Source organism: Kitasatospora sp. NPDC093102, from assembly GCF_040683915.1.
Taxonomy (GTDB): Bacteria; Actinomycetota; Actinomycetes; order Streptomycetales; family Streptomycetaceae; genus Kitasatospora.
Genome location: NZ_JBFBFA010000008.1, coordinates 53,621 through 79,524 on the forward strand (window position 1 = coordinate 53,621; position 25,904 = coordinate 79,524).

Below are 25,904 nucleotides of genomic sequence, written 5' to 3' on the forward strand. Positions count from 1 at the left end.
TGACCCGTAGGGCCGTCGGCCCGCACCGCCAGACCCAGAGCAGTACCGACCCTGGAGTTGTTTCCCGCATGCGTGCCCAGTTCGTCCTGTCGGAGATCGGTGTGGGTCTCCGACGCAACCTGACCATGACCATCGCGGTCGTGGTCAGCGTCGCGCTCTCCCTCGCCCTCGCCGGTTCCTCGCTCCTGGTCCGCGACCAGGTGAACTCCATGAAGGGGTACTGGTACGACAAGGTCGAGGTGAGCATCTACTTCTGCACCAAGGCGGACGCCCGCAACTCGCCCCAGTGCGACAAGGGTGCGGCCACCGACCAGCAGGTCCAGGACATCAAGGACCAGCTGGACAAGATGACCTCGGTGGTCCAGTCGTCCACCTACGAGAGCTCCGCCGACGCGTACAAGCACTGGAAGGAGATGAACCCGGACAACCCGCTCATCTCCGTCCTGGGCCCGGACGCCATGCCGCAGTCCTGGCGGGTCAAGCTCAACGACCCGACCAAGTACGACGTGATCCAGAGCGCCTTCGCCGGCAAGCCCGGCGTCAAGTCGGTCGAGGACCAGCGGAAGATCCTGGAGAACCTGTTCGGCCTGCTCAACGGCCTCCAGACGGCGGCCTTCGTGATCATGGTGCTGATGCTCTTCGTCGCCCTGCTGCTGATCGTCAACACCGTCCGGGTGTCGGCGTACAGCCGACGGCGCGAAACCGGCATCATGCGCCTGGTCGGTGCCTCGAACTTCTACGTCCAGATGCCCTTCATCGCCGAGGCGGCCTTCTCGGCGCTGCTCGGCGCGATGATGGCCTCCGGGCTGCTGATCGGCGGGCACTTCTTCGTCCAGAACTGGCTGGCCGACCGGGTGCAGTTCATCCACTTCATCGGGCTCGGCTCGGTGCTCGCGGTGATACCGCTGCTGATCGTGGTGGGCATGGGCATGGCCGGCGTCGCGGCCTTCTTCACCCTGCGCAAGTACCTCAAGGTCTGATCCCCGCACGCCCCGACGGCCCCGGACGGCACTGCGCCGTCCGGGGCCGTCGGCGTTCCGCGGTCCACCGTTCCGGTACGTCCCGCGCGGACCGGTGTCTACACTCCGATGCCATGCTGCAAACTCCGCGCAGGGGCCGTCAGGTGGCCGTCCTCAGCCTGGTGTTCGGCGCCGTGCTGCTGGCCGGCGCGGCCACCGGTGCCTGGGGCGACCCGCCGCGCCGCCCCTCCGCCGACACCGCCCCGGCCGGCGGGCTCCCGGCGGACCCGGCCGGCGCCGCGCTGTCCGAGCAGCAGGCCGAGCACCTGCTGGCGGCCGGCGGCGACCGCTGGGGCGCGTACTACAGCGCCCAGGAGTACGCGGAGTTCAGCCAGGGCCTGGACGGCCGGTACCCGGGCGTCGGCCTCTCGGTCGGCCGCGGCCAGGACGGCGTCACCGAGGTCTCCCAGGTCGCGCCGGGCGGTCCGGCCGCCGCGGCCGGGATCACCCCCGGCGACCGGCTCGTACGGATCGGCCAGGACCAGGCCGACCACCTGCCGGTCACCGAGGTGGTCGCTCGGCTGCGCGGCCAGGGCGAGGAGCGCCGGGCCGGCTCCGAGGTCACGCTGACCGTCCGGCGCGGCGAGGGCGAGGAGCGCGAACTGCGGCTGCGGCGCGTGCTGCTGGACAGCCGGCAGGTCACCGCGGAGCAACTGGGCACGGGCGTGCTGCGGGTGACCGTGCGCGCCTTCACGAGCGGCGTGGCCGACCAGGTGCGCGCCGCACTGCGCACCCCGCACACCGGCGTGGTGCTCGACCTGCGCGGCAACTCCGGCGGGTTGGTCGACGAGGCGGCCGCCACCGCGGGGATCTTCCTGGACGGCGGAACGGTCGGCTCGTACCAGGAGCGCGGCGAGACCAGGGAGTTGACCGTCCCGCCCGGCGGCGACCAGCGCACCCCGCTGGTGCTGCTGGTGGACGGCGGCACGATGAGCGCCGCCGAACTGCTCGCCGGTGCCCTCCAGGACCGCAGCCGCGCCCTGGTGGTGGGCTCGCGGACCTTCGGCAAGGGCACCGTCCAGCAGCCCAGCCGGCTCGCCGACGGCGCCGTGCTGGAACTGACCGTCGGCCGCTACTACACCCCGGCCGGCCGCTCCCCGGAGGGCACCGGCCTCACCCCCGACGTCCCGGCCGGCTCGGGCGAGGCGGCCGACGAGCTCGCCCTGCGGGTCCTCGCGGGACTCGGCACCCGCGCGTAAAGCAGCTGCCCCATCCGGCGTCGAAGTGCGAGAATGGCCGCGCTATGGCAAAGGAAACCGGACAGAAGCTGATCGCGCAGAACAAGAAGGCGCGACACGAGTACACGATCCTCGACACCTACGAGTGCGGCCTCGTACTCACCGGCACCGAGGTCAAGTCGCTGCGTGAGGGGCGGGCCAACCTGGTCGACGGCTACGCCTACATCCAGAACCACGAGGCGTGGATCGACAACGTCTTCATCCCCGAGTACACCCAGGGGACGTGGACCAACCACGCGGCCCGGCGCAAGCGCAAGCTGCTGCTGCACAAGCTGGAGATCCGCAAGATCGAGACCAAGGTCCGCGACGCGGGTCACACCCTGGTCCCGCTCTCGCTGTACTTCAAGGACGGCCGGGTGAAGCTCGAACTGGCGCTCGCGGTCGGCAAGAAGCTCTACGACAAGCGCCAGACGCTGCGCGAGAAGCAGGACACCCGCGAGACGGCCCGCGCGGTGGCGGCGGCCCGCCGACGCCAGCGTTAATCCGCTGGACCCTCACCCGTCGCCTCGCGTACTATGGCGCAAGCAACACGGACGATCACCGTCCGAGCTGTTTCTCAACAAAACATGGGGATGATCGGTTTCGACAGGGGATGTTGAAACAGGGGAAGCGAGCCGAGGAACGCGGCAATGATCTCGTTAACCACGTGTCGCAAAAAAATAATCGCCAACTCTAAGCGCGATTCCCAGCAGTTCGCTCTCGCTGCCTAATAAGCACCGATAGCGCTTGGGTGTCAGACCGGGGAGTTCCCGACCCGGACCCTGGCATAATCTAGGGAACTCAACCGTCCGCCCGGGCTGCGGGGGCGGATGGGAAATCAAACAGCAGCTGGGCCTGTTGGCGGCTTGTCCGTGTGACCGCCAGGGCCGAGAAAAGCACAGCGGACTGCGCTCGGAGAAGCCCTGAATTAACTCCACTGGACCCGGGTTCGATTCCCGGCATCTCCACCACCCCATGTTCACACCGAAGGCCGTCCACCGCTCCGCGGAGGGCGGCCTTCGACTTTTGTCCGTTCCGGAGCAGCGCGGCCCCGGGGTCGCGGCGTAGGATCATCCGTCCGCTCGTTTTCCGGAGCCGGATTCCGCCGCAACCACCGAGGCCATGCAGAGCAACACGCCCACCACCCCCGCCACCGACCACGAGACCGTCCGCGCGCGCGAGATCGCCGGTGAGCAGCAGCACCTCGACACCGTCTACCACCGATTGGAGGAGAAGCTCGCCGAAGCCGAGTACATCCTGGAGGACGCCGCCAAGCGGGTCCAGGTCGGCACCCCCGGCGCGCTCGCCGAACGCGACGCCCAGGTCTACCGGGCCGGCGCCCACCTCCAGCGCCTGAACAGCGAGTTCGAGGACTTCCTGTTCGGCCGGATCGACCTCCAGCGGGCGGACGCCCCGGAGGAGCACGGCATCCCGTCGAACACCCCGCTCGACCCGGCCGACCCGGCCGTCGCCGAGACCCTCCACATCGGCCGACTGGGCGTGCTGGACGCCGAGTACGGCCCGCTGGTGATCGACTGGCGCGCGCCCGCCGCCGCCCCGTTCTACCGCGCCACCCCGGTCGAGCCGGGCCGGGTGATCCGCCGCCGGGTGATCCGGTCCAAGGGCCGCAAGGTGATCGGCGTCGAGGACGACCTGCTGCGTCCGGACCTCACCCCGACCCTGGACGGCGAGGAGCTGGCCGTGGTCGGCGACGGCGCGCTGATGGCCTCGCTGGGCCGCGCCCGCAGCCACTCGATGCGCGACATCGTCTCCTCCATCCAGAAGGAGCAGGACGAGGTGATCCGCGCCGCCGCCGCGGGCGCCACCCTGGTCACCGGCGGCCCCGGCACCGGCAAGACCGCCGTCGCCCTGCACCGCGCCGCCTACCTGCTCTACCAGGACCGCCGCCGCTACGCCGGGGGCATCCTGGTGGTCTCGCCGACCCCGCTGCTGGTCTCCTACACCGAGGGCGTGCTGCCTGCGCTGGGCGAGGAGGGCCAGGTCGCCATCCGGGCGGTCGGCTCGCTGGTGGACGGCATCGAGGCGGGCACCTACGACACCCCCCAGGCGGCTCGGGTCAAGGGCTCGGGCCGGATGGTGCAGCTGCTGCGCCGGGCCGCCCGCGCGGCCCTGGAGCTGGGCGCGCCGCAGGAGCTGAAGGTGGTCGCCCGCGGCGAGGTGCTGAAGCTGGACGCCGGCCGGCTGAAGGCCGTGCGCGGCAACGTGGTGGGCTCCGGCGGCACCCCGCTGAACCTGCTGCGCCCGCGGGCCCGCAGGCTGCTGCTGGACGCCCTGTGGCAGCAGGCCACCAGGGACCTGCCGAAGCCCGCCGACCACTACGCCCGCGAGCAGCGCCAGGAGGAGAAGGAGTCCTTCGACGAGTACGTCTCGGACGAGGCGTCGTTCCTGGACTTCCTGGACGCCTGGTGGCCGGCGCTGACCCCGCGCCGGGTGCTCGGCACGCTGCGGCAGCACCGGCACACCAACCGGATCGCCGGCCGCGCCGTCACCCCGGACGAGGCCAGGCTGCTGGCCGCCTCCTGGCGCCACCTGTCCGCGGAGGGCGAAGGCGCGCTGTCCGCGCACGACGTCGCGCTGATCGACGAGCTCCAGGTGCTGCTCGGCGAGCCGGCCCGCCCGAAGGTCCGCGAGGTGGACGCGGTGGACCTGCTGAGCGGCCTGGAGGAGGTCACCACCTTCGCCGACCGCAGCGCCCGCCAGCGTGACCGCCAGCCGGTCGAGCGCAGGGAGTACGCGCACGTCATCGTGGACGAGGCGCAGGACCTCACCCCGATGCAGTGGCGGATGATCGGCCGCCGGGCCCGGATGGCCACCTGGACGATCGTCGGCGACCCGGCGCAGTCCTCCTGGCCGTTCCCGCAGGAGGCCCAGGCGGCGCTGGACGAGGTGCTCTCCGGCAAGCCGCGCCGCCGCTTCACGCTGACCGTGAACTACCGCAACCCGGCTGAGATCGCCGAGGTCGCGGCCAAGGTGCTGGCGCTGGCCGCGCCGGGCACCCCGTCGCCGAGCGCGGTGCGCCACGTCGGCGTGGAGCCGCGCTTCGCGGCCGTCGCCGACCCCTCGCCGGAGGCCTTCGGTGCGGCCGTCCGGGTCGAGTTGGAGCGGCTGCTGGCCGAGGTGGACGGCACCGTGGCGATCGTGGTGCCGATGGACCGCCGGGACGAGGCGGCCGGCTGGGCCGAGGGCCTGGGCGGGCGCGTGGTGGCGCTGGGCAGCCTGGAGGCCAAGGGCCTGGAGTACGACGCGACCGTGGTGGCCGACCCGACCGGCATCGCCGGCGAGTCGGAGGCGGGTCTGCGGGTGCTGTACGTGGCGCTGACCCGCGCGACCCAGCGGCTGACCGTGCTCTCCGGCCCGGACGACCTGCCGGACGCGGCCGGCGTGCCGGCGATGCTGCACGGCTGACGGCCCCTACGGAAGAAGGCCCCTCACCGCTTGGTGAGGGGCCTTCAGACGTTGACGACACCGACCCGCCATGCTCGCCTCGCGGCAAGTGGTCCCTCGAAGGGACGAAGGTTGGGCCCGGGGGCTTGGATCGAGCCGGTGTCCCGTCCAATGTAACGCATCGGCCGGGAGAGGCAAGGAGTGAGCGGCGGGAGACCGGCGGCGGTCGGGCGGGATTGTCGGGTCCGCACACTCAATGAACGTTATTTCTGGCTGCCCCTTGGAAGGTGCGACGATCGAGGTCTAGCATGCGCAGGCGATGCCTTCAACAAAATGTTGAGCCTGCGGGACAGACGGAAGAAGGAAGCGTCGATGGCGACGGTGCCCAGTGTCTCCAACTCGATCACGGTACGGCTGGAGGTCCCGGCCCGGGGCAACGCCGTCAGTGCGATCACCACGGCCGTGGAGTCCTCCGGCGGATCGGTGACCGGTCTCGACGTCACCGCCTCCGGCCTGGAGGCGCTGCGGATCGACGTCACGGTGGCGGCCTCCTCGGTCGCGCACGGCGAGGAGATCGTCGAGAAGCTGCGCGCGATCGACGGCGTGTCGATCGGCAAGGTCTCGGACCGCACCTTCCTGATGCACCTCGGCGGCAAGATCGAGATGTCCTCCAAGCTGCCGATCCGCAACCGTGACGACCTCAGCATGATCTACACCCCGGGTGTCGCCCGGGTCTGCATGGCGATCGCGGAGAACCCGGAGGACGCCCGCCGCCTGACCATCAAGCGCAACAGCGTCGCCGTGGTCACCGACGGCTCGGCGGTGCTGGGCCTGGGCAACATCGGCCCGGAGGCCGCGCTGCCGGTCATGGAGGGCAAGGCGGCCCTGTTCAAGCGCTTCGCCGGGATCGACGCCTGGCCGATCTGCCTGGACACCCAGGACACCGACGAGATCGTCGCCATCGTCAAGGCGATCGCCCCGGGCTTCGCCGGGATCAACCTGGAGGACATCTCCGCGCCGCGCTGCTTCGAGATCGAGGCCCGGCTGCGCGAGGCCCTGGACATCCCGGTCTTCCACGACGACCAGCACGGCACCGCGATCGTGGTGCTGGCCGCCCTCACCAACGCGCTGAAGGTGGTCGGCAAGGAGATCAGCGACATCCGCGTGGTGATGTCGGGCGCCGGCGCCGCCGGCACCGCGATCCTCAAGCTGCTGATGGCGGCCGGCGTCGAGCACGCCACCGTGGCGGACGTGCACGGTGTGGTCCACCTGGGCCGCGGGGACCTCAACGAGAACCTGCGCTGGATCGCCGAGCACACCAACCGCTCGGGCCGCACCGGCAGCCTCAAGGAGGCCGTGGCGGACGCCGACGTCTTCATCGGCGTCTCGGCCCCGAACGTCCTGGACGGCGACGACCTGGCCACCATGGCGGAGGACGCGATCATCTTCGCGCTGGCCAACCCGGACCCGGAGGTCGACCCGGCCGTCGCCCGGCAGACCGCCGCCGTGGTCGCCACCGGCCGCAGCGACTTCCCGAACCAGATCAACAACGTGCTGGTCTTCCCGGGCGTCTTCCGCGGCCTGCTGGACGCCCAGAGCCGCACCGTCAACACCGAGATGATGATCGCCGCCGCCCGGGCGCTGGCCACCACCGTGGCCGACGACGAGCTGAACGCGAACTACATCATCCCGAGCGTGTTCCACAAGGACGTCGCCAAGACCGTCGCCTCGGCGGTGCGCGAGGCGGCCCTGGCGGGGGCCCAGGAGGACCCCGTGCCGGCCCGTCCGACCCCGGGCATCGTCGGCACCCTCGACACCGCCGCGTTCCCCACCGTCAAGCTCTGACGGCGGGACCGGGCGACGTGTCGTAGATCGCTCAAATGTGCGAATAGTGGTCATACCTGCCCAGCCCGCCCCGAACCCTTGCGACACAAGGGCGAGGGGCGTGTTTGGGCTTGTCAGTCCTAGGGCGTACCGTAGCCCTGCACGGGGCAGGCGTGTCCGACAAGTACGGAACGTCCCCCTGGTCTTCCGGCGTGTCGTCCCGACCGCCGCCCGCGCCCGGTCCGCCGGAGCCGACGGAGCGTCATACCTCCAACGGGCGGGCTGTGTTCGGGTGGCTCGGCCGGGGCCCGATTGGCTTTCTCGGGGCCGGTCGGGGCAGGATTCGTATTCAGGCGGGCGGGCGGGCCTTCGACGGCTCCGGCGCGCGGCATCGGGTACGGACCCGGCCTGCGACCACGCATTGCCTGCATGAGCACAGTGTGCGGACCTGCGGCCCATCCGGGTGCCCCCCGGTGGGAGTACCGATGGGCCCCCGCGCACCGCAAGCGAACAGACCACAGGAGTACACATGAACCGCAGTGAGCTGGTGGCCGCGCTGTCCGAGCGCGCCGAGGTGACCCGCAAGGACGCCGACGCCGTTCTGGCCGCCTTCGCCGAGATCGTCGGCGAGGTCGTCGCCAAGGGCGACGAGAAGGTCACCATCCCCGGTTTCCTGACCTTCGAGCGCACCCACCGCGCTGCCCGCACCGCCCGCAACCCGCAGACCGGCGAGCCGATCCAGATCGCCGCGGGCTACAGCGCCAAGGTGAGCGCCGGCTCCAAGCTGAAGGAAGCCGCCAAGGGCGCTGCCTGAGCCACCCCTTGAACGCCCGAGAGGCCGGGCTCCCCGCTGGGGAGCCCGGCCTCTCGCCGTCGTGACCGGACCGTCAGGCGTCGACCAGCTGCTCGCTGGGCAGCTCGACGTGGGCGCCCAGGTCGCGCAGCTTGTCCATGAAGTTCTCGTAGCCGCGGTTGATCAGGTCGATGCCGTGCACGGTCGAGGTGCCCTCGGCCGCCAGCGCCGCGATCAGGTACGAGAAGCCGCCGCGCAGGTCCGGGATGACCAGCTCGGAGCCGATCAGCTTGGACGGGCCGGAGACGACCGCGGAGTGCAGGAAGTTGCGGGCGCCGAAGCGGCACGGGGTGGCGCCCAGGCACTCGCGGTAGAGCTGGATGTGCGCGCCCATCTGGTTCAGCGCGCCGGTGAAGCCGAGCCGCGACTCGTACACCGTCTCGTGGATGATGGACAGGCCGGTGGCCTGGGTCAGCGCGACCACCAGCGGCTGCTGCCAGTCGGTCTGGAAGCCCGGGTGCACGTCGGTCTCCAGGGCGATCGCCTTGAGCTCGCCGCCCGGGTGCCAGAAGCGGATGCCCTCGTCGTCCACCTCGAAGGCGCCGCCGACCTTCCGGAAGGTGTTCAGGAAGGTCATCATCTCCAGCTGGCGGGCGCCGCGGACGTAGATGTCACCCTTGGTGGCGAGCGCCGCGCAGGCCCAGGAGGCGGCCTCCAGGCGGTCCGGCAGCGCGCGGTGGTTGTAGCCGTTCAGCTCGTCCACGCCGGTGATCAGGATGGTCCGGTCGGTGCCCAGCGTGATGATCGCGCCCATCTTCTGCAGGACGCAGATCAGGTCGACGATCTCCGGCTCGATGGCCGCGTTGCGCAGCTCGGTGACGCCCTCGGCGAGCACCGCGGTGAGCAGCACCTGCTCGGTCGCGCCGACCGAGGGGTAGGGCAGCTCGATCCTGGTGCCGCGCAGGCGCTGCGGCGCGACCAGGTAGGTGCCCTGCGGGTGCTTCTCGATGGTGGCGCCGAACTGGCGCAGCACCTCGAAGTGGAAGTCGACCGGGCGGCCGCCGATGTCGCAGCCGCCCAGGCCGGGGATGAAGGCGTGGCCGAGGCGGTGCAGCAGCGGGCCGCAGAACAGGATCGGGATCCGCGAGGAGCCGGCGTGCGCGTCGATGTCGGCGACGTTGGCGCTCTCGACGTGCGAGGGGTCGAGGATCAGCTCGCCGTCCTCGTCGCCGGCGCGCACGGTCACGCCGTGCAGTTGCAGCAGGCCGCGGACCACCTTGACGTCGCGGATGTCCGGGACGTTGCGCAGTCTGCTGGGGCCCTGGCCGAGGAGGGCGGCGACCATGGCCTTGGGTACCAGGTTCTTCGCACCGCGGACGCGGATCTCGCCTTCGAGCGGGTTTCCGCCATGGACCAGCAGGACGTCGTCGGTCATCGTTCTCGCAATCCGGGGTGCCAGAGGAGTCGGGGGGAGTGGGCTCCGGGAGGGAGCCGGTGGTGGGCCGGTCGTACGGGCGCGTTCGGGCCCCCGGCGAAACCGAGTCGGCACCGTATAAGGGCGTCCACCAGACGTAGATGGTAGTAGGCGTGCGGTCGGTTCCCGTGAGCCTCTCCCGTGATGGTGCTCTCTCCGGGTCCGTACCCGCCCCTCCGGTGCGGCCGTACGGGTGTTCGTCCGGCGTGGCGGGTTTCCGGGTGTTGCGGTGTCCGAGCGGTGCAGTTCTGCGGGATCATGTGGGCATGACGGCGGCCCAATCCAACGGAGGCCGGTCCCACACCGGCCGTCTGCTCGTCGCGACGCCCCTGCTCACCGACCCGAACTTCGCGCGGGCGGTGGTGCTGCTCCTCGACCACGACGCCGAGGGGGCGCTCGGCGTGGTCCTCAACCGGCCGACGCCGGTCGAGGTGGGCAGCGTGCTGGACGGCTGGAACAGACTCGTCGGGCAGCCGGCCGTGGTGTTCCAGGGCGGCCCGGTGGCGCTGGACTCGGCGCTCGGCCTCGCGGTGGCGCCGGGAGAGCCCGGCACCGGCGAACCGCTCGGCTGGCGCAGGGTGCACGGCGCGATCGGCCTGGTCGACCTGGAGGCGCCGCCCGAGGTGCTGGCCGGTGAGCTGGGCAGCCTGCGGATCTTCGCCGGGTACGCCGGCTGGTCGCCCGGGCAGCTGGAGACCGAGCTGGAGAGCGGCGCCTGGTACCTGGTGGACTGCGAGCCCGGGGACGTCTCCAGCCCCGAGCCGGAGCGGCTGTGGCGCTCGGTGCTGCGCCGCCAGCGCGGTCCGCTCGCCCTGCTGGCGACCTACCCGGACGACCCGACGATGAACTGAGCCACCGGCCCGGCGGCGCGACACTGGCCGGGTTTCCGGAGGCGCCCATAGACTTGGCACCCATGAGCACTCTTGAGCCCGAGCGCGGCCTCGGCACCGGCACCCTGGTCGAGCCCGTCCCGCAGGTGTCCCACGGGGACGGCGACCACGAGCGCTTCGCGCACTACGTCCAGAAGGACAAGATCATGGAGAGCGCGCTCTCCGGGTCTCCCGTGGTGGCGCTCTGCGGCAAGGTGTGGGTGCCCGGGCGCGACCCGAAGAAGTACCCGGTCTGCCCGATGTGCAAGGAGATCTACGACGGCATCGGCAAGCCGCAGGGCGGCGACGGCGACAACAAGTAGTCCGCGGCGCCCCGCACGACGACGTTCCGCGCGGCGCCCCGCACAACGCCGTTTTGCATAGCACCCGGTTTCCCCGGTGGTCTATGCCAATCGTCCGGGGCGTGGGCAGGATGTCGGAATGGACCTCATTCCCGCACCTTCGAGTGCCGTGCGCCGCCCGGACGAGGACTACCCGCTCGATGCCGCCACCACGCTGACCGCACCCCCCGCGCTGGCCGACGCCGAGCACTGGCTGCGGGCCACGCTGACCGCCGCCACCGGGCTGCCGCTCGGCCCGGGCCGGCCGGGTGCGGGCATCGAGCTGGTCCAGGACGGGGCGCTCGCCGCCGAGGCGTACCGGATCACGGTGCGCCCCGGCCACGCCCTGCTCGCCGCGGGCGGCCCGGCCGGCGCGCTGTGGGGCGCGCAGACCCTGCGGCAGCTGCTCGGGCCGGACGCCCACCGCCGTTCGCCGCTGCGCCGCGAGGGCTGGGTGCTGCCCGGCGCCGACATCGCGGACGCCCCCCGGTTCGGCTGGCGCGGCGTGCTGCTCGACGTCGCCCGGCACTTCCTGCCCAAGTCGGACGTGCTGCGCTTCGTCGACCTGCTGGCCGCGCACAAGCTCAACGTGCTGCACCTGCACCTGACCGACGACCAGGGCTGGCGGGTGGAGATCAAGCGCTACCCGAGGCTGACCGGGCGCGGCGCCTGGCGGGATCGCTCGATGGTGGGATACCGGGCCGGGCAGCGCCGCGACGACCGCCCGCACGGCGGCTACTACACCCAGGACGACCTGCGCGAGATCGTCGCCTACGCGGCCGCCCGCGGGGTCACCGTCGTCCCGGAGATCGACCTGCCCGGCCACACCCAGGCAGCCGTCGCCGCCTACCCCGAGCTGGGCAACACCGACGTGGTGGACACCGCCGCGCTCGGGGTCTGGACCGACTGGGGGGTGAGCCACAACGTGCTCAACGCCTCCGAGGAGACCCTGCGCTTCTTCGAGGCGGTGCTGGAGGAGGTCCTGGAACTCTTCCCCTCGGAGTTCATCCACCTCGGCGGCGACGAGTGCCCCAAGGAGCAGTGGAAGGACAGTGCCGCCGCGCAGGCGCGGATACGCGAGCTGGGCCTGGCCAACGAGGACGAACTGCAGAGCCACCTCATCCGGCACTTCGACCGCTGGCTGGCCGAGCGCGGCCGCCGGCTGATCGGCTGGGACGAGATCCTGGAGGGCGGCCTCGCCCCGGGCGCCGCGGTCTCCTCCTGGCGCGGCTTCGGCGGCGGGATCGCCGCCGCGAAGGCCGGCCACGACGTGGTGATGTGCCCCGAGCAGCACGTCTACTTCGACCACCGGCAGGCGGACGGGCCGGACGAGCCGATCCCGGTCGGCTTCGTGCGCACGCTGGAGGACGTCTACCGGTTCGAGCCGGTCCCGAAGCAGCTGGACGAGGCCGCCGCCCGGCACGTGATCGGCACCCAGGCCAACCTGTGGAGCGAGTTCATGGACAGCGCCCGGGACATCGACTACCGGGCCTTCCCCCGGTTGGTCGCCTTCGCCGAGGTCGCCTGGTCCGAGCTGCCCGCCGAGCCGGCCGAGCGGGACTTCGCCGGTTTCGAGCAGCGGCTGGCGACGCACCTGAAGGCGTTGGACGCGCTCGGCGTCGAGTACCGCCCGGCCGGCGGGCCGCACCCCTGGCAGCGTTGGCCCGGGGTGGCCGGCCGGCCGATCGAGGGACCCCCGCCGGTCCGTTAGTCCTACTCATCGGGAACTTCTGAGCGGTCATCCGACGTCAAGAACAGATGAACATCTGCCCTGGCCCGAGGCGGGTCGGGGCAGATACCGCCCGGTATCAGTCCCAATCGGGCAGTCCCGTTCACCGGTCCCGAAATGATCATCGAGCATTGTGTGCCAGAGTTGCCCAACCCGGCCCGATCGCCCGTACCCTACGGGCCAGGCCGGGCTGCTGACGCAGGACAGCGCGGCCGAAGGCCGGCGGGCGGCAGGCGATCGATGAGCAAGTGGAGCACGGTGGGACCCAGGTGAACCGGACGATCATGCTGCCGGCCTCCCTCGACGAGGCCGTCGACGCGCTGGCCGCCGCCCCGGCCGCGGTACCGGTGGCCGGAGCCACCGACCTGATGGAGGCCGTCAACGCCGGACGACTGCGCCCCGCCGCCCTGGTCGGCCTCGGCCGGATCACCGAACTGCGCGGCTGGCGCTACGAGGACGGCGGCACCGCCGTGCTCGGCGCCGGACTCACCCACGCCCGGATGGACCGCCCCGACTTCGCCGCGCTCATCCCCGCGCTCGCGGACGCCGCCCGCACCGCCGGCCCGCCGCAGGTCCGCAACGTCGGCACCCTCGGCGGGAACATCGTCAGCGCCGCCCCGGCCGGCGACACCCTCCCGGTGCTCACCGCGCTGGAGGCCAGCGTCACCCTGGCGCGGGCCGGCGGCACCCGCGAGGTGCCGGTCAGTCACCTGCTCACCGGACTCGACCCGGTGCGCCCCGGAGAACTGCTCACCTGGGTGCGCGTCCCGCTGCTGCACGCCCCGCAGGTCTTCCTCAAGGCCACCGGCCGCAGCGGCCCCGCCCGCGCCACCGCCTCCGTCGCGCTCGTCCTCGACCCGGCCCGGCGCGCGGTGCGCTGCGCCGTCGGTGCCGTCGCACCGGTGCCGCTGCGCCCGCTGGAGGCCGAGGCCTGGGTGGCCGGCTGCATCGACTGGGACGGCAGCCGGGAGATCGACCCGGCCGCGACAGCCGCCTTCGGCGAGTACGTGGCCGCCGCCTGCGTCCCCGACAACTACGGCGCCGAGGGCGCCTGGGAGGCCGTGACCGAGGGGCCGACCGCGGCCGCCGTTCGGCTGCGGCGTACCGTATCGGTGCTGGCCCGACGGGCACTGGGAAGGGCGCTGAAGTGACCACAGACCCCATCGAGACCCTGGACGCCGACCCGCTCGGCCCCTCCCCGCAGGTCAGCCGCGAGCTGCGCCCGTGCGCCTCGTACACGCTGCGGGTCAACGGTTTCGAACGGCCCGTCACCGACGCGTGGATCGGCGAGAGCCTGCTCTACGTGCTGCGCGAGCGGCTCGGCCTGGCCGGCGCCAAGGACGGCTGCGAGCAGGGCGAGTGCGGGGCCTGCTCGGTGCAGGTGGACGGCCAGCTGGTGGCCGGCTGCCTGGTGCCCGCCGCACTGGCCGCCGACAGCGAGATCAACACCGTCGAGGGCCTGTCGGCCGCCGGCGGCGCGAGCGACGTCCAGCAGGCGCTGGCCGCCTCCGGCGCCGTCCAGTGCGGCTACTGCACCCCCGGCATGGCGATGGCGGTGCACGACCTGCTCCAGCGCAACCACCGGCCCACCGAGGTGGAGGCCCGCCAGGCGCTCTGCGGCAACCTCTGCCGCTGCACCGGCTACCGGGGCGTGCTGGCCGCCGTCCAGACCGTCGCGGACGCCCGCGCGCTGGAGGCCGAGCAGACGGAGGAGGCCGCCGCGCAGGCCGTCGAGCCCGCTCCCGAGGCGCCGGCCGAGCCGGCCGCCGGCCCGGTCGCCGAGCTGCCGGTGGACCCGCCCGTCGAACCCGGGCAGGCCGTCGAGCCGCCGGTCTACACCGACGCCGAGGCCTGGATCGAGCACGTCCCGCAGCAGCCCGTCGAGCCCCACCCGGCCGCCCACCCAGCGGCGCAGCACCCCGTCGAGCCGCACCCCGCCGCGCCGCACGCCGTCCAGCAGGACCCGGCCGGACTGCCGTACGGCGACCCCCAGGGCGGCTACGACACCGGCGTGTACGACACCACCGTGCTGGCCCCGATCCGGGACGTCATCCCCGCCCAGGCCGCCGACGACCAGGTGTACTACCCGCCGCAGGGTTACCCCGAGCAGCCGTACCAGGCCACCCCCGCCCACGGCACCTACGTGCCCTACCCGGACGGCCACCAGCAGCAGAACGGCTACGACACCGGGTACGACGCCCCGGTCTACGAGCCCACCCCCGCGCACGGCACCCCGCTGCCCGGCGCCGCCTACGACGGCACGCCGCCGCACGGCACCCCGTACGCCGCCCCGCACCCGCACGGTGCCCCGGCCGAGGGCGGCGCCCCGGCCGGTGTCCCGTACGGCGCCACCCCCGCCCACGGCATCCGGCTCCCCGAGGACGACCACGCATCATGACGTCGCCTACCGACATCGGCGCAGCAATCCAGCAGGACGGCGGCGAGGGCGGCGCACCGGAGCCGACCGGCCTGGGCAGCTCCCCGCTGCGCAGCGACGCGCTGCCCAAGGCGCTCGGCATCTACCCGTACGCGGCCGACCTGTGGGCCGAGGGGCTGCTGTGGGGCGCGGTGCTGCGCTCACCGCACCCGCACGCCCGGATCCGCGGGATCGACACCTCGGCCGCGCTGGCGCTGCCCGGGGTGCACGCCGTGGTCACCTCCGCCGACCTGCCGCCCGGCCCGGACGGCACCCCCGACGGCGCCCCGGCCGGGCCGATCGTCGCCGACCGGCCGGTGCTGGCCGCCGGCGTGGTGCGCCACCACGGCGAGCCGATCGCCGCGGTGGCCGCCGACCACCCGGACACCGCCCGGCTGGCGGTCGGGCTGATCGCGGTCGACTACGAGCCGCTGGAGGCCGTCACCGACCCCGAGCAGTCCTTCACCGCGCCGCCGCTGCACCCGGACGGCAACCTGTTCCGCCACCTGCCGCTGCGCTGCGGGGACCCGGACGCGGTGGGCGAGATCGTCGTCGAGGGCCTCTACCAGGTCGGCCGGCAGGACCCGGCCCCGCTCGGCGCCGAGGCCGGGCTGGCCGTACCGCGCCCGGACGGCGGCGTCGAGCTGCACCTGTCCTCCACCGACCCGCACGGCGACCGCGACCGCACCGCCGCCTGCCTCGGCCTGGAGCCGGACCGGGTCCGGCTGGTGGTCACCGGCGTGCCCGGAGCCACCACCGACCGCGAGGACCTCTCCTTCCAGGTCACCCTGGCCCTGCTGGCGCTGCGCACCGGCCGCCCGGTGAAGATGACGCTCACCCGCGAGGAGTCCTTCCACACCCACACCTCGCGCCACCCCGCGCTCCTGCGGTACCGCCACCACGCCGACGCCGAGGGCACCTTGGTGAAGGTCGAGGCGCAGATCCTGCTGGACGGCGGCGCCTACGCGGACGTCTCCGCCGAGGCGCTGGCCGCCGCGACGGCCTTCTCGGCTGGCCCGTACGTCTGCCCGAACGTCTTCGTGGACGCCTGGGCGGTGCGCACCAACAATCCGCCGGCCGGCCGGATGCGCGGCGAGGGCGCCCTGCAGGCCTGCTTCGCGTACGAGTCGCAGCTGGACCAGCTGGCCGCCCGGATCGGTGTGGACCCGGTGGAGATCCGCCGTCGCAACGCGATGTCCACCGGCGACCCGCTGCCCACCGGACAGGCCGTCACCTGCCCGGCGCCGGTGCGGGCCCTGCTCGACGCGGTCGCCGCCGAGCCGCTGCCGGCCCTGCCGGTGGACGACCCGGACGCCGAGTGGCTGCTGCCCGGCGGGCCCGGCGGCGCGGGCGACCCGGCGGCGGTGCGGCGCGGCATCGGCTACGCCGTCGGCATGGTGCACATGCTGGGCGCCGAGGGCGAGGACGAGGTCTCCACGGCGACCGTGCGGGTCAGCGGCGACCACGCCACGGTGATCTGCGCGGCGGTCGACGCCGGACAGGGCTTCGCCACGCTGGCCCGGCAGATCGTGCAGACCGTGCTGGGCGTCAGCGAGGTCTACATCGCGCCGGCCGACAGCGACCAGTCGATCGCCGGCCCGTCCGCCCGCGGCCGGCACACCTGGGTCTCCGGCGGTGCCGTCGAGCGGGCCGCGCTGATGGTCCGCCACCAGCTGCTCCAGCCGATCGCGGCGAACTTCGGGATGTCGGCGGAGCTGCTCCAGATCGCCGACGGCAAGATCACCTCGTACGACGGGGTGCTCGGCATGCCGGTCGCCGAGGCGCTGGAGGGCAAGGAGCTGTGGGCCACCGCGCAGTGCCGCCCGCACCCCACCGAGCCGCTGGACGAGGCCGGGCAGGGCGACGCCTTCGTCTCCATCTCGTTCTGCGCCATGCGCGCGGTGGTGGACGTGGACATCGAGCTGGGCACCGTGCGGGTGGTCGAGATGACGGTCGCCCAGGACGTCGGCCGGGCGCTGAACCCGCGCCAGATCGAGGACCGGATCGAGGCGGGGGTGGCCCAGGGCGTGGGCCTGGCGCTGCTGGAGGACCTGCGGACGGAGGGCGGGGTGCTCCAGAACCCCTCGTTCACCGGCTACCGGCTGCCCACCGCGCTGGACACCCCGGAGGTGCGGATCGCCACGCTGCTGGAGGAACGCGACGTGGTGGCCCCGTTCGGCGCCAAGGCGGTCGGCGCCGTCCCCGCGGTGGTCGCCCCGGCGGCCGTCGCCGCGGCCGTGCGCGCCGCCACCGGCCTGCCGGTCGGCCGGCTGCCGATCCGGGCGGAGGACGCCGTCACGGCCTGACCGGATTCCCCGGACGGCAACGGAAATAGCGAAAAGGAATTGCCGGGCGACTTTCGGAGTCGACCGGCAATTCCTTTTCCGGTGAGGCCATGGCGGGAATCGAACCCGCGTGCACCGCTTTGCAGACGGTTCCCTAAGCCACTCGGGCACACGGCCAGTGAATTCATAGTGGCCGATCCGGGGGAGAGGGGTCAACGCCCCTTTGTAAATTCTGTATGGCAGTGTGTGCTACCGTCGGGGACAGGTGGCGGCATTTCCGTCACCCCGGACGAGCGCGTCGTACCCGGTGACGACAAGACGGCGCAGTTCAGCGGCAATCCGGCCGCTGTGGACTGCGGAGGTGTCGCTGTCGTGGCCTGGCTCGTTCTGATCGTCTCGGGTTTCCTGGAGACCGTGTGGGCGGTCGCCCTGGAATCGTCCAAGGGCTTCACCCGCCTCGTCCCCAGCCTTGTCTTCGGCGTCGCGCTGCTGCTCAGCATGGGCGGTCTGGCGTACGCGATGCGCACCATTCCGATCGGCACCGGCTACGCCGCCTGGGTCGGCATCGGCGCGGTCGGCACCGCGGTCTACGGCATGGCCGTCCTGGGGGATCCGGCGACGATGGCCCGGATCGTCTGCCTGCTGCTGATCGTCTCCGGCGTGGTGGGTCTCAAGGTGCTGCACTGACCTGCGCCGCGCCGCCGTCCCAGGACGCGGGACCGAGCCGATCACCGACCGGGGTCAGGGGCCATCGAGGCAGACGGCTCTTACGATGTTACGTATGACCACTGCCTCCCCCACCTCGGTCGACCCCGTGCCGATACCCCTCGACGACGACCCCGGTGGCGGGGTGCTCGGCGGCCGCTACCGCGCGCTGACCCTGGGGATCGTCTCGGTGGTCCTGGTGATCGCCTTCGAGGCGACCGCCGTCAACACCGCGATGCCGACGGCGGCCCGCCAGCTGCACGGCGTCTCGCTGTACGCCTTCGCCTTCTCCGGGTACTTCACCAGCACGCTGTTCGCCCTGGTCGTCTCCGGTCAGTGGTGCGACCGGCGCGGCCCGCTGCAACCGCTGTTCACCGGCATCGCGGTGTTCGGCGTCGGCCTGGTGGTGGCCGGGACGGCGCCCGGGATGTGGGTGTTCGTGGCCGGGCGGTCGATCCAGGGCCTGGGCGGCGGGCTGGTGATCGTCGCGCTGTACGTGGTGGTCGGCCGGGCCTATCCGGAGCGGCTGCGGCCGTCCGTGTTCGCGGCCTTCTCCTCGGCCTGGGTGCTGCCCTCGATCGTCGGCCCGCTGGTCGCCGGGGCCGTCACCCAGCACCTGGGCTGGCGCTGGGTGTTCCTGGCCGTGCCGGTGCTGATCCTCCTGCCGCTGGCCGTGATGGGCCCGGCGCTGGCCCGCTCCGAGCGTGAGCACCCGGTGGCCAAGGGCGGCGGTTTCGACCGCCGCCGCACCCGGCTGGCCGCGATGGCGGCGGTCGGCGCCGGCCTGGTGCAGTACGCCGGCCAGCGCCTCGACCTGATCGGGCTGATCCCCGGGGCGGCCGGGGCGGCGCTGCTGGTGCCGGCCGTCCTCGGGCTGCTGCCCGCCGGGACGCTGCGCGCGGTGCGCGGGCTGCCGGCGGTGATCCTGCTGCGCGGGGTGTCGGCGGGGGCGTTCTTCTCCGCCGAGGTGTTCATCCCGCTGATGATGACCAGCCGGCGCGGCCTCTCGCCGACGCTGGCCGGGCTGACCCTGACCAGCGGCGGCCTCACCTGGGCGCTGGGCTCGTGGCTCCAGGGCCGGCCCGCCGCCGAGCGCTTCCGGGTGCCGATGATCCGGGGCGGCTTCGTGCTGACCGTGGTGGCGATCGGGGGCGCCGCGCTGGTGCTCGTCCCGGCGGTGCCGGCCTGGGTGGCCGCGGTCGCCTGGGGCGTCGGCGGCCTCGGGATGGGACTGACCATCGCGTCCGTCAGCGTGCTGATGATGAAGCTCTCCAGGCCGGAGGACGCCGGCGCCAACTCGGCCGCGCTCCAGATGAGCGACGCGCTGGGCAACGTGCTGCTCACCGGCCTGGCCGGGGTGCTGTTCGCGGCGCTGGGCGGCGGCTCGGTGGCCGCCCTCCACGACACGGCGGAAGGCGCCGGGTCGCCCGGCGCCTTCGCGGTGGTGTTCCTGACCAGCATCGGGGTGTCGCTGCTGGGGGCGCTGCTCTCCGGCCGGGTCCGCACCCGGACCTGACGGTCAGCCGGTGGCGGCGGCGACGGCGGGGGCCCCGGCCCCCGCCGGGGCGCCGAGGAAGGCCTCCCAGCCGCCGGCCGGGGACTGGCCCGGGGCGAGGGTCCGGAGCTTGCGCAGCACCGCCGGGTCCTGGGCGTCCAGCCAGTCGACCAGCTGCCGGAAGGAGACCAGCCGGACCTCCGGCTTGTCCGCGATGGCCTTGAGGACCTCCTCGACGGCGTTCATGTAGATGCCGCCGTTCCACTCCTCGAAGTGGTTGCCGATGACGTACGGCGCCCGGTTGCCGTTGTAGGTGCGGTCGAAGCCCATCAGGTAGGCGTCGCGGGCCTGGGCCTGGAAGCCGGGGTGGAGCGCCGGGTCGGCCTTGGTGTTGGGGCCGCACTGGTTGTACATGATGTTGTAGTCCATCGAGAGCACCTGGAAGGTGTGCCCGGGGAACGGGATGGACTGCAGCGGGAGGTCCCAGAGCGCGCCGCCCTGGATCTTCTGCGGCCACACCTGGGTGCCGTTGCCGCTGCTGTCGTAGCGCCAGCCGCGCTTGACCGCGGTGGGCAGCAGGTTGCGCTGGCCCTCCAGGCACGGGGTGCGGCTGCCGATCAGCTCCTTGCGGTAGTCGAAGGGCAGCGCCGGCAGGTCGGTGAAGCCGGTGTTGGTGCGCCAGTTCGTCACGAAGCCCATCGCCTGCTCGATCTCGCTGTCCCACTCCTCCGGGGACCACTTGCCGACGCCGGTGGAGCCGCAGAAGTGGCCGTTGAAGTGGGTCCCGATCTCGTGGCCCTCCAGCCAGGCCGCGTGCACGTTCTCCAGGGTGTCGCGGATGTGCCGGTCGCTCAGGTAGCCGATGTCGGAGGCACCGACCCGGTGCTGCGGCGGGCGGTAGAGGTCCTTCTTGGACTCGGGCAGCAGGTAGAGGCCGCTGAGGAAGAAGGTCATCTTCGCGTCGTGTTCCCGGGCCAGCCGGCGGAAGCGGGCGAACAGGCCGTTGTCGAGCTCGCCGGCGCCGTCCCAGGAGAAGACCACGAACTGCGGCGGGCGCCGGCCGGGCCGCAGCTGCTCGGGGACGGGCTGGTGCGGCTGGGCGCCGGTGTCCGAGGTGGAGCCGTCGCCGATCAGGACGGCCTTCGGCGGGGGGATCGGGGCCGGGGCCGGGGTGGCGGTGCTGCCCTGCTCCTGGGCCGTGCCGGTGGCCGGGACGGCGGTGCCGCTCACCCGCTCCCCGCCGGCGGCGTGGTTGCTGCCGCAGCCGGCCGCCAGGGTGGCGGCGGTGACGGCGCCGGCCGTCAGCAGGGTGCGGCGGGAGAGGGCTTCCATGGTCACTCCGTTCGTGGGGCGGTGGGCAGCATGGGGGAGTGCGGAGTCCAGCCGGACACGTGGGTGATAGAACCCGTAACCGGGTCAGCATGGCATGAGGGTGAGACCGGTCGAAGAGGCACGGCGCGCGGTCGTGTGCGATCGCTCGAACGACGCAACCGATCGGACCTGTTGAACCGTCGATAGCTCTGTCGGGCGTGTTCCCGCGGCGATCGCATGCGGGAGGCGGCCGTTGCGCTCCGCGACCGGACGCCCACGCAGTGCAGAGAAGAGGCCGTCGGACCTGCCGATCGGCGGGTGCCGATACGACCGTCGTACGGACGTGCTTTACAGTCCGTTCCGGTTGAATTGTTCCCAGGAAACTCCCAGGAAGCGGGGTTCCGTCGGCAGAGGGGAGCGCCCGTGGGCGTCCAGCAGAGCAGGGGGCCCTGGCCGGGCACCCTGGCGGCCGGAGCCGCTCTGGTGCTCGGTGCCTGGCTGCTGCACGACGGAGGTTCGTCGGTGCCGCCGCCTGCACCGGGGGCCGGCCAGGCCCAGGCCGGGATCGCGCCGGTCTCGGTCGTCCCGCCGCTGGGCCCGTCCGTGCCGACCCGGATCCGCATCCCGGCGGTGCGGCTGGACGCTCCGGTCACCGCGCTCGGACTCGACGCAGACGGCCACCTCCAGACCCCTCCCGAGGCGGACCGGAACCTCGCCGGCTGGTACCGCGGCGGGGCGGGCCCCGGACAGCGCGGCACCGCGATCCTGGTGGGACACGTCGACAACAAGGCCGGCCCCGCGGTCTTCTATCATCTGGGCGCGCTCCGTCGGGGGGACCGGATCGAGATCGCCCGGGTGGACGGCGCCACCGCCGTCTACCAGCTCTACGCCATCGAAGTGCACGACCGAAAGGACTTCCCGGACGACCGGGTCTACCGTCAGGCCACTGACGCGCAGCTGCGGGTGATCACCTGTGGCGGCTCGTACAGCGAGGAACACGGCTACGACGGCAACGTCGTCGCCTACGGGTTCCTGGCCGACACCACCCCGCCGGGCAAAGCCGCATGAGCACGCAGACCCTTGCCTCCCGCTGGAACCCGATCGACTGGCCGCTCACCGAGGGCCTGATTCCGCACGCCGTGCTGGCCGTCGGCTGGGCGGCGCTGTTCGCGCTCGCCGTCGGCCGCGGCCGGAGCTGGTGGCGGGTCCGCCTGCCCGCCGCACTGCTCACCGCCGCGGCGCTCAGCCTGCTGCTGGACGTCGTGGTCGACGGCTGGTGGCACCCCTTCCCGGAGGGCACGCCCCGGTACGTCACCTGGTGGATAGCCGTCGCCCTGCTCGGGCTCTGCCTGGCCGGCTACCGGATGCGCCGGCTCGACTGGCGGCGGCGGGGGTTCGCGCTGGGCCTGAGCGGCCTGGTGGTGCTGATGGCCTCCTCCGAGGTCAACATCGGCTTCGGCCAGTTCCCGAGCGGGCGCGTGATGCTGGCGCCGTGGCTGACCAAGACCGACGGGATGGTCGCCGCCAAGGCGGGCCAGGTCATGGCCGCCCCGCCGGGCAAGCCGCTGGAGGACGTCTGGCAGCCCCCGGCGGACCTGCCCGAGAAGGGCACCGTCTCGGTGATGCCGATCCCCGGCACCAAGTCGGGCTTCAAGGCCCGCGACGCCTACGTCTACCTCCCGCCCGCCTACCAGGCCACCCCGCGGCCGCTGCTGCCGGTGGTCGTGATGATCACCGGTCAGCCCGGCGTCCCGGGGGACTGGGTGCTCTCCGCCCAGATCAACGAGGCGCTGGACGCCTTCGCGGCGGACCACGGCGGCCTCGCGCCGATCGTGGTGATGCCCGATCAGCTCGGCTCCACCTGGGCCAACACGCTCTGCCTGGACTCGAAGATCGCCAAGACCCAGACCTATCTGGCGGTGGACGTCCCCGACTGGGTCCACCAGAACCTCCAGGCCGCGACCGGCCGGAAGTCCTGGGCGATCGGGGGCGCCTCGATGGGCGGCACCTGCGCGCTCCAGCTCGGCGTCAACGCGCCCGAGGTGTACGGCACCGTCCTCGACATGTCCGGGCAGGAGGAACCGACCCTGGGCAGCCGGGAGCAGACGGTCAAGGCCGCGTTCGGTGGTGACGAGAAGAAGTTCGACGCGGTCGATCCGCTCCAGGTGATGGCCCGCAAGAAGTTCCCGGACACCAACGTCGCGTTGGTCGTCGGCGAGACCGACGAGGAGTTCAGACCGCAGATGGAGAAGGTCTACCAGGCCGCACAGGCGGCCGGAATGAAGTCCAAGTTCGAACTGATGCCGGGCGGCCACGGCTGGGTCGTCTTCCGCCCCGGCATCGCCCAGCAGCTCCCGTGGCTCGCCCAGCAGATCGGGCTGACCCGGTGAACGCCCTGGTCGCCGTCGGCGAGCAGCACGGGTCCGGGCCGGACGCGGAGCGCCCGACCGAGCGCGGCACCGACCGGGCCCCGGTCACCCGGACGCCGGAGCCGCGCCCGCAGCGGGTCCGGCGGGCGGCCCGGGTGCTCGGCTCCCGGCTGCGCTCGGCGCCGCTGACGCTGACCCTGCTGGCCGGGCTCTGGCTGCTCGGCGCGGCCACCGGCAGCCTGGGCCACGGCCCGTCCGACCGGCTGCTGGAGAGGGCCGGGATCGGCCTGTCCACGCTGGCCGAGGGCCACTGGTGGACGCCGGTCACCTCGATGTTCTGGTGCTCGGGCAGCGGCTCGTACGTGTTCACCAGCCTGCTGCTGCTCCTGGTCGGCCCGGCCGCCGAGCACCGGCTCGGGTGGCCGCGCACCCTCGCAGTGCTGGTCGGAGGGCAGGTCGCCGGCACGCTGCTGGGCACCGCGCTGGTCGCGTTCGGCTCCTCGGCGGGGGAGCAGTGGACCGCCTCGGTGGCCGACCAGATCTCGGTCGGCCCAGGCGTCGGCGTGTTCGCGCTGGCCGGGGTGCTCGGGTACCGGCTCACCGTGCTCTGGCGCCGGCGGCTGCACCTGCTGGTGCTGCTCGGCCCGCTGGTGATGACGCTGTACGTGGGCCACCTGCAGAGCGTCCAGCGGTGCGCCGGCGCGCTGGTCGGGCTCGGCCTGGGCGCGCTGGTCAGCCGCGGCCGCCCGCACCTGCGCACGCACCGTTCCTCGCACTCCGAGACCCGGGTGCTGGTCGCGCTCTGCCTGGTCGCCGCCGCCTTCGGGCCCCTGCTCGCCTCGCTGTACGACAACGCCACCGGGCCGTTCAACACCTTCTCCGAGCTGTACTTCTCCCACCGGCTCAGCCCGGACGAGGTGGCCGACTTCTGTGCGCTGTCGGCGCACGACTGCGCCCGCGCGCACGCCGTCGTCCGGATCTTCGACACCCCGGGCCGGATGATGGCCGCGCTGTTCCCGGCGCTGCTGCTGGTGCTCGCCGAGGGGCTGCGCCGGGGACTGCGGTTCGCCTGGCTGGTCACCGTGGCCACCGAGCTGCTCTGGGCGGCGCTGCTGTGCTGGCTGTACCTGGACGCCGGGCCGGTCAGCCGGGACGTGGTGCAGTACTTCGTCGAGGCGCTGCTGCTGCCGCTGCTGACCACCGTCCTACTGGTGGCCACCCGCCAGCGGTTCCTGCTGCGGCTGTCCGGCCGATCGGTGCGCCGGCTGGCCCTGGTGCTCGGCGGCGCGGCGCTCGCCTCCGCGGCCGCCTATGTGGGGCTCGGACGCCTGGTGGCCGGGCAGTTCGAGCCGGGGGCGACCGTCCGCCGGCTGGTGGCCGGGCTGCCGGCCCAGTTCCTGCCGCCCGCGTACAACGACCTGCTGCCGGACTACCCGATCGCGGTCGGACCGGTGGCGCGCTTCCTGGAGACGTACTGCGGGCTGGCGTTCTGGGCGGTCGCGCTGGCCGTGCTGTTGTCGGTCTTCCGCCGTCCGGTGCTGCACACCGACGCGGCGGCGGCCGGCCGGGCGCGGGCGCTGCTGACCGAGCACGGCGGCGGGACGCTCTCGTTCATCGCCACCTGGGACGGCAACCACTACTGGTTCGACGAGCAGGGCCGGACGGCCGTCGCCTACCGGGTGGTGGGCACCGTCGCGCTGACCACCGGCGACCCGTTCGGCGCGCCGGAGGACCGGGCCCGGGCCGTGGCCGGCTTCGCCCGGTACTGCGACGCGCGCGGCTGGACGCCGTGCTTCTACAGCGTCTGCGGCGAGACCAGGGCCGCCGCCGCACAGCTCGGCTGGCGCTCGGTGCAGGTCGCCGAGGACACCGTGGTGCCGCTGCCCGAGCTGGCCTTCACCGGTCGCAAGTGGCAGGACATCCGCACCGCCCTCAACAAGGCCGGCAAGCAGGGCATCTCCGCGGAGTGGTGGTCGTACCACGAGGCGCCGCTCGCGCTGCGGGAGCAGATCCGGGCGATCTCCGAGGAGTGGGTCTCCGAGAAGGGCCTGCCGGAGATGGGCTTCACGCTCGGCGGGCTGGACGAGCTGGACGACCCGGACGTGCGGGTGCTGGTCGCGGTGGACGAGCAGCGGACGGTGCACGGGCTGACCAGCTGGATGCCGGTGTACGAGGACGGCGTGCCGGTCGGCTGGACGCTGGACTTCATGCGCAGGCGCTCGGACGGGTTCCGCGGCGTCAGCGAGTTCCTGATCGCCTCGGCCGCGCTCGGTTTCAAGGAGGAGGGTGCGCGCTTCCTGTCGCTGTCGGGCGCGCCGCTGGCCCGCACCGGGCAGGGCGAGGAGCCCACCGGGCTGCAGCGGATGCTGGACTGGATGGGCAAGGTGCTGGAGCCGGTGTACGGCTTCCGGTCGCTGCTGGCGTTCAAGGCGAAGTTCCAGCCGGAGTACCGGCCGATGTACATGGCGTACCCCGACCCGGCCGCGCTGCCCGGCATCACCAGGGCCATCGGCAAGGCGTACCTGCCGCACCTGACGGCGGCACAGGGCGTCCGGCTGATGCGCAGGCTCTCGGGCTGAACCGCCCCGGGGCGGGCGGCCGCACGGGCTTCCCGGGCCCCGGACCCGGGTTGCCGAGGAGGGAGTCGCCGAG

Annotated in this window: 18 protein-coding genes, 1 tRNA gene, 1 other RNA gene, 1 pseudogene and 1 riboswitch; of the genes and pseudogenes, 18 read left to right on the forward strand and 3 right to left on the reverse strand. The window is 72.9% G+C overall.

All coding sequences use genetic code 11. The features are described 5' to 3' along the window. The first annotated feature begins 68 nt into the window (after positions 1–68). The 7 genes from ftsX to AB0O11_RS14055 all read left to right on the forward strand — a co-directional run bounded on the left by ftsX (position 69) and on the right by AB0O11_RS14055 (position 8,279). The gene (gene ftsX / locus AB0O11_RS14025) at positions 69–980 is read left to right on the forward strand and encodes a permease-like cell division protein FtsX (RefSeq protein WP_363385611.1); all 912 of its coding nucleotides are present in this window, start codon (positions 69–71) and stop codon (positions 978–980) included. A 113-nt stretch (positions 981–1,093) separates the two neighbouring features. Then, positions 1,094–2,218: a S41 family peptidase gene (locus AB0O11_RS14030; RefSeq protein WP_363385614.1), complete on the forward strand. Its 1,125-nt coding sequence runs from the start codon at positions 1,094–1,096 to the stop codon at positions 2,216–2,218. 44 nt (positions 2,219–2,262) lie between these two features. Further along, positions 2,263–2,739: an SsrA-binding protein SmpB gene (gene smpB, locus AB0O11_RS14035; protein ID WP_224282587.1), complete on the forward strand. Its 477-nt coding sequence runs from the start codon at positions 2,263–2,265 to the stop codon at positions 2,737–2,739. Positions 2,740–2,825: 86 nt separating this feature from the next. Next, positions 2,826–3,207, forward strand: a transfer-messenger RNA (tmRNA) gene (gene ssrA / locus AB0O11_RS14040). 151 nt (positions 3,208–3,358) lie between these two features. Next, positions 3,359–5,662, forward strand: coding sequence for a UvrD-helicase domain-containing protein (locus tag AB0O11_RS14045; RefSeq protein ID WP_363385616.1), 2,304 nt, complete (start codon positions 3,359–3,361; stop codon positions 5,660–5,662). A gap of 351 nt (positions 5,663–6,013) precedes the next feature. Next, positions 6,014–7,486 carry an NAD-dependent malic enzyme gene (locus AB0O11_RS14050; RefSeq protein ID WP_363385619.1) on the forward strand — a complete coding sequence of 491 codons (1,473 nt, stop codon included), beginning with the start codon at positions 6,014–6,016 and terminating at the stop codon, positions 7,484–7,486. 508 nt (positions 7,487–7,994) lie between these two features. Continuing rightward, positions 7,995–8,279: an HU family DNA-binding protein gene (locus AB0O11_RS14055; RefSeq protein WP_030242980.1), complete on the forward strand. Its 285-nt coding sequence runs from the start codon at positions 7,995–7,997 to the stop codon at positions 8,277–8,279. A 73-nt stretch (positions 8,280–8,352) separates the two neighbouring features. On the opposite strand, the gene murA is transcribed toward AB0O11_RS14055, so the two are convergent. After that, the gene (gene murA / locus AB0O11_RS14060) at positions 8,353–9,693 is read right to left on the reverse strand and encodes a UDP-N-acetylglucosamine 1-carboxyvinyltransferase (protein ID WP_224282584.1); all 1,341 of its coding nucleotides are present in this window, start codon (positions 9,691–9,693) and stop codon (positions 8,353–8,355) included. Between the two features lie 305 nt (positions 9,694–9,998). Between murA and AB0O11_RS14065 the strand changes: the two genes are divergently transcribed. The 6 genes and pseudogenes from AB0O11_RS14065 to AB0O11_RS14090 all read left to right on the forward strand — a co-directional run bounded on the left by AB0O11_RS14065 (position 9,999) and on the right by AB0O11_RS14090 (position 17,393). Continuing rightward, positions 9,999–10,583, forward strand: coding sequence for a YqgE/AlgH family protein (locus tag AB0O11_RS14065; RefSeq protein WP_363385622.1), 585 nt, complete (start codon positions 9,999–10,001; stop codon positions 10,581–10,583). 62 nt (positions 10,584–10,645) lie between these two features. Beyond that, positions 10,646–10,924 carry a DUF3039 domain-containing protein gene (locus AB0O11_RS14070; protein WP_359904233.1) on the forward strand — a complete coding sequence of 93 codons (279 nt, stop codon included), beginning with the start codon at positions 10,646–10,648 and terminating at the stop codon, positions 10,922–10,924. 118 nt (positions 10,925–11,042) lie between these two features. Further along, complete coding sequence (locus AB0O11_RS14075; protein WP_363385624.1) at positions 11,043–12,653, forward strand: beta-N-acetylhexosaminidase; 1,611 nt, start codon at positions 11,043–11,045, stop codon at positions 12,651–12,653. A 302-nt stretch (positions 12,654–12,955) separates the two neighbouring features. Further along, positions 12,956–13,822, forward strand: a complete 867-nt coding sequence (locus AB0O11_RS14080; protein WP_363386089.1) for an FAD binding domain-containing protein — start codon at positions 12,956–12,958, stop codon at positions 13,820–13,822. 77 nt (positions 13,823–13,899) lie between these two features. Continuing rightward, positions 13,900–14,346 (forward strand): annotated as a pseudogene (locus AB0O11_RS14085) ((2Fe-2S)-binding protein); the annotation flags it as partial. A gap of 719 nt (positions 14,347–15,065) precedes the next feature. Further along, positions 15,066–17,393 (forward strand): xanthine dehydrogenase family protein molybdopterin-binding subunit, encoded by a 2,328-nt coding sequence (locus AB0O11_RS14090; protein ID WP_363385627.1) that lies wholly within the window; start codon positions 15,066–15,068, stop codon positions 17,391–17,393. A gap of 84 nt (positions 17,394–17,477) precedes the next feature. On the opposite strand, the gene AB0O11_RS14095 is transcribed toward AB0O11_RS14090, so the two are convergent. Then, positions 17,478–17,549, reverse strand: a tRNA-Cys gene (locus AB0O11_RS14095). A gap of 85 nt (positions 17,550–17,634) precedes the next feature. Then, a riboswitch (guanidine-III (ykkC-III) riboswitch) is annotated at positions 17,635–17,700 on the forward strand. A 44-nt stretch (positions 17,701–17,744) separates the two neighbouring features. Between AB0O11_RS14095 and AB0O11_RS14100 the strand changes: the two genes are divergently transcribed. Together AB0O11_RS14100 and AB0O11_RS14105 are read left to right on the forward strand one after the other, a co-directional pair. Beyond that, positions 17,745–18,059 carry an SMR family transporter gene (locus AB0O11_RS14100; RefSeq protein ID WP_363385630.1) on the forward strand — a complete coding sequence of 105 codons (315 nt, stop codon included), beginning with the start codon at positions 17,745–17,747 and terminating at the stop codon, positions 18,057–18,059. A gap of 94 nt (positions 18,060–18,153) precedes the next feature. Further along, positions 18,154–19,593, forward strand: a complete 1,440-nt coding sequence (locus AB0O11_RS14105) for an MFS transporter (protein ID WP_363385633.1) — start codon at positions 18,154–18,156, stop codon at positions 19,591–19,593. Positions 19,594–19,596: 3 nt separating this feature from the next. Here AB0O11_RS14105 and AB0O11_RS14110 read toward each other — a convergent pair whose 3' ends face one another. Then, positions 19,597–20,904 carry a hypothetical protein gene (locus AB0O11_RS14110; protein WP_363385636.1) on the reverse strand — a complete coding sequence of 436 codons (1,308 nt, stop codon included), beginning with the start codon at positions 20,902–20,904 and terminating at the stop codon, positions 19,597–19,599. A gap of 402 nt (positions 20,905–21,306) precedes the next feature. Between AB0O11_RS14110 and AB0O11_RS14115 the strand changes: the two genes are divergently transcribed. The 3 genes from AB0O11_RS14115 to AB0O11_RS14125 are packed head-to-tail and all read left to right on the forward strand — an operon-like array spanning position 21,307 to position 25,831. Continuing rightward, complete coding sequence (locus AB0O11_RS14115; RefSeq protein ID WP_363385638.1) at positions 21,307–21,951, forward strand: class F sortase; 645 nt, start codon at positions 21,307–21,309, stop codon at positions 21,949–21,951. Next, positions 21,948–23,273 carry an alpha/beta hydrolase-fold protein gene (locus AB0O11_RS14120; RefSeq protein ID WP_363385640.1) on the forward strand — a complete coding sequence of 442 codons (1,326 nt, stop codon included), beginning with the start codon at positions 21,948–21,950 and terminating at the stop codon, positions 23,271–23,273. The genes AB0O11_RS14115 and AB0O11_RS14120 overlap by 4 nt, the downstream gene beginning before the upstream one ends. Beyond that, positions 23,270–25,831: a rhomboid family intramembrane serine protease gene (locus AB0O11_RS14125; protein ID WP_363385642.1), complete on the forward strand. Its 2,562-nt coding sequence runs from the start codon at positions 23,270–23,272 to the stop codon at positions 25,829–25,831. Before AB0O11_RS14120 ends, AB0O11_RS14125 begins: the two co-directional genes overlap by 4 nt. Positions 25,832–25,904: the final 73 nt, after the last annotated feature.

What these genes read in the sequence shown, in the direction of transcription:
- ftsX (WP_363385611.1), top strand. Translation starts at nt 69, where the DNA reads ATGCGTGCCCAGTTCGTCCTGTCGGAGATCGGTGTGGGTCTCCGACGC.
- AB0O11_RS14030 (WP_363385614.1), top strand. Translation starts at nt 1,094, where the DNA reads ATGCTGCAAACTCCGCGCAGGGGCCGTCAGGTGGCCGTCCTCAGCCTG.
- smpB (WP_224282587.1), top strand. Translation starts at nt 2,263, where the DNA reads ATGGCAAAGGAAACCGGACAGAAGCTGATCGCGCAGAACAAGAAGGCG.
- AB0O11_RS14045 (WP_363385616.1), top strand. Translation starts at nt 3,359, where the DNA reads ATGCAGAGCAACACGCCCACCACCCCCGCCACCGACCACGAGACCGTC.
- AB0O11_RS14050 (WP_363385619.1), top strand. Translation starts at nt 6,014, where the DNA reads ATGGCGACGGTGCCCAGTGTCTCCAACTCGATCACGGTACGGCTGGAG.
- AB0O11_RS14055 (WP_030242980.1), top strand. Translation starts at nt 7,995, where the DNA reads ATGAACCGCAGTGAGCTGGTGGCCGCGCTGTCCGAGCGCGCCGAGGTG.
- murA (WP_224282584.1), bottom strand. Translation starts at nt 9,693, where the DNA reads ATGACCGACGACGTCCTGCTGGTCCATGGCGGAAACCCGCTCGAAGGC.
- AB0O11_RS14065 (WP_363385622.1), top strand. Translation starts at nt 9,999, where the DNA reads ATGACGGCGGCCCAATCCAACGGAGGCCGGTCCCACACCGGCCGTCTG.
- AB0O11_RS14070 (WP_359904233.1), top strand. Translation starts at nt 10,646, where the DNA reads ATGAGCACTCTTGAGCCCGAGCGCGGCCTCGGCACCGGCACCCTGGTC.
- AB0O11_RS14075 (WP_363385624.1), top strand. Translation starts at nt 11,043, where the DNA reads ATGGACCTCATTCCCGCACCTTCGAGTGCCGTGCGCCGCCCGGACGAG.
- AB0O11_RS14080 (WP_363386089.1), top strand. Translation starts at nt 12,956, where the DNA reads ATGCTGCCGGCCTCCCTCGACGAGGCCGTCGACGCGCTGGCCGCCGCC.
- AB0O11_RS14090 (WP_363385627.1), top strand. Translation starts at nt 15,066, where the DNA reads ATGACGTCGCCTACCGACATCGGCGCAGCAATCCAGCAGGACGGCGGC.
- AB0O11_RS14105 (WP_363385633.1), top strand. Translation starts at nt 18,154, where the DNA reads ATGACCACTGCCTCCCCCACCTCGGTCGACCCCGTGCCGATACCCCTC.
- AB0O11_RS14110 (WP_363385636.1), bottom strand. Translation starts at nt 20,904, where the DNA reads ATGGAAGCCCTCTCCCGCCGCACCCTGCTGACGGCCGGCGCCGTCACC.
- AB0O11_RS14120 (WP_363385640.1), top strand. Translation starts at nt 21,948, where the DNA reads ATGAGCACGCAGACCCTTGCCTCCCGCTGGAACCCGATCGACTGGCCG.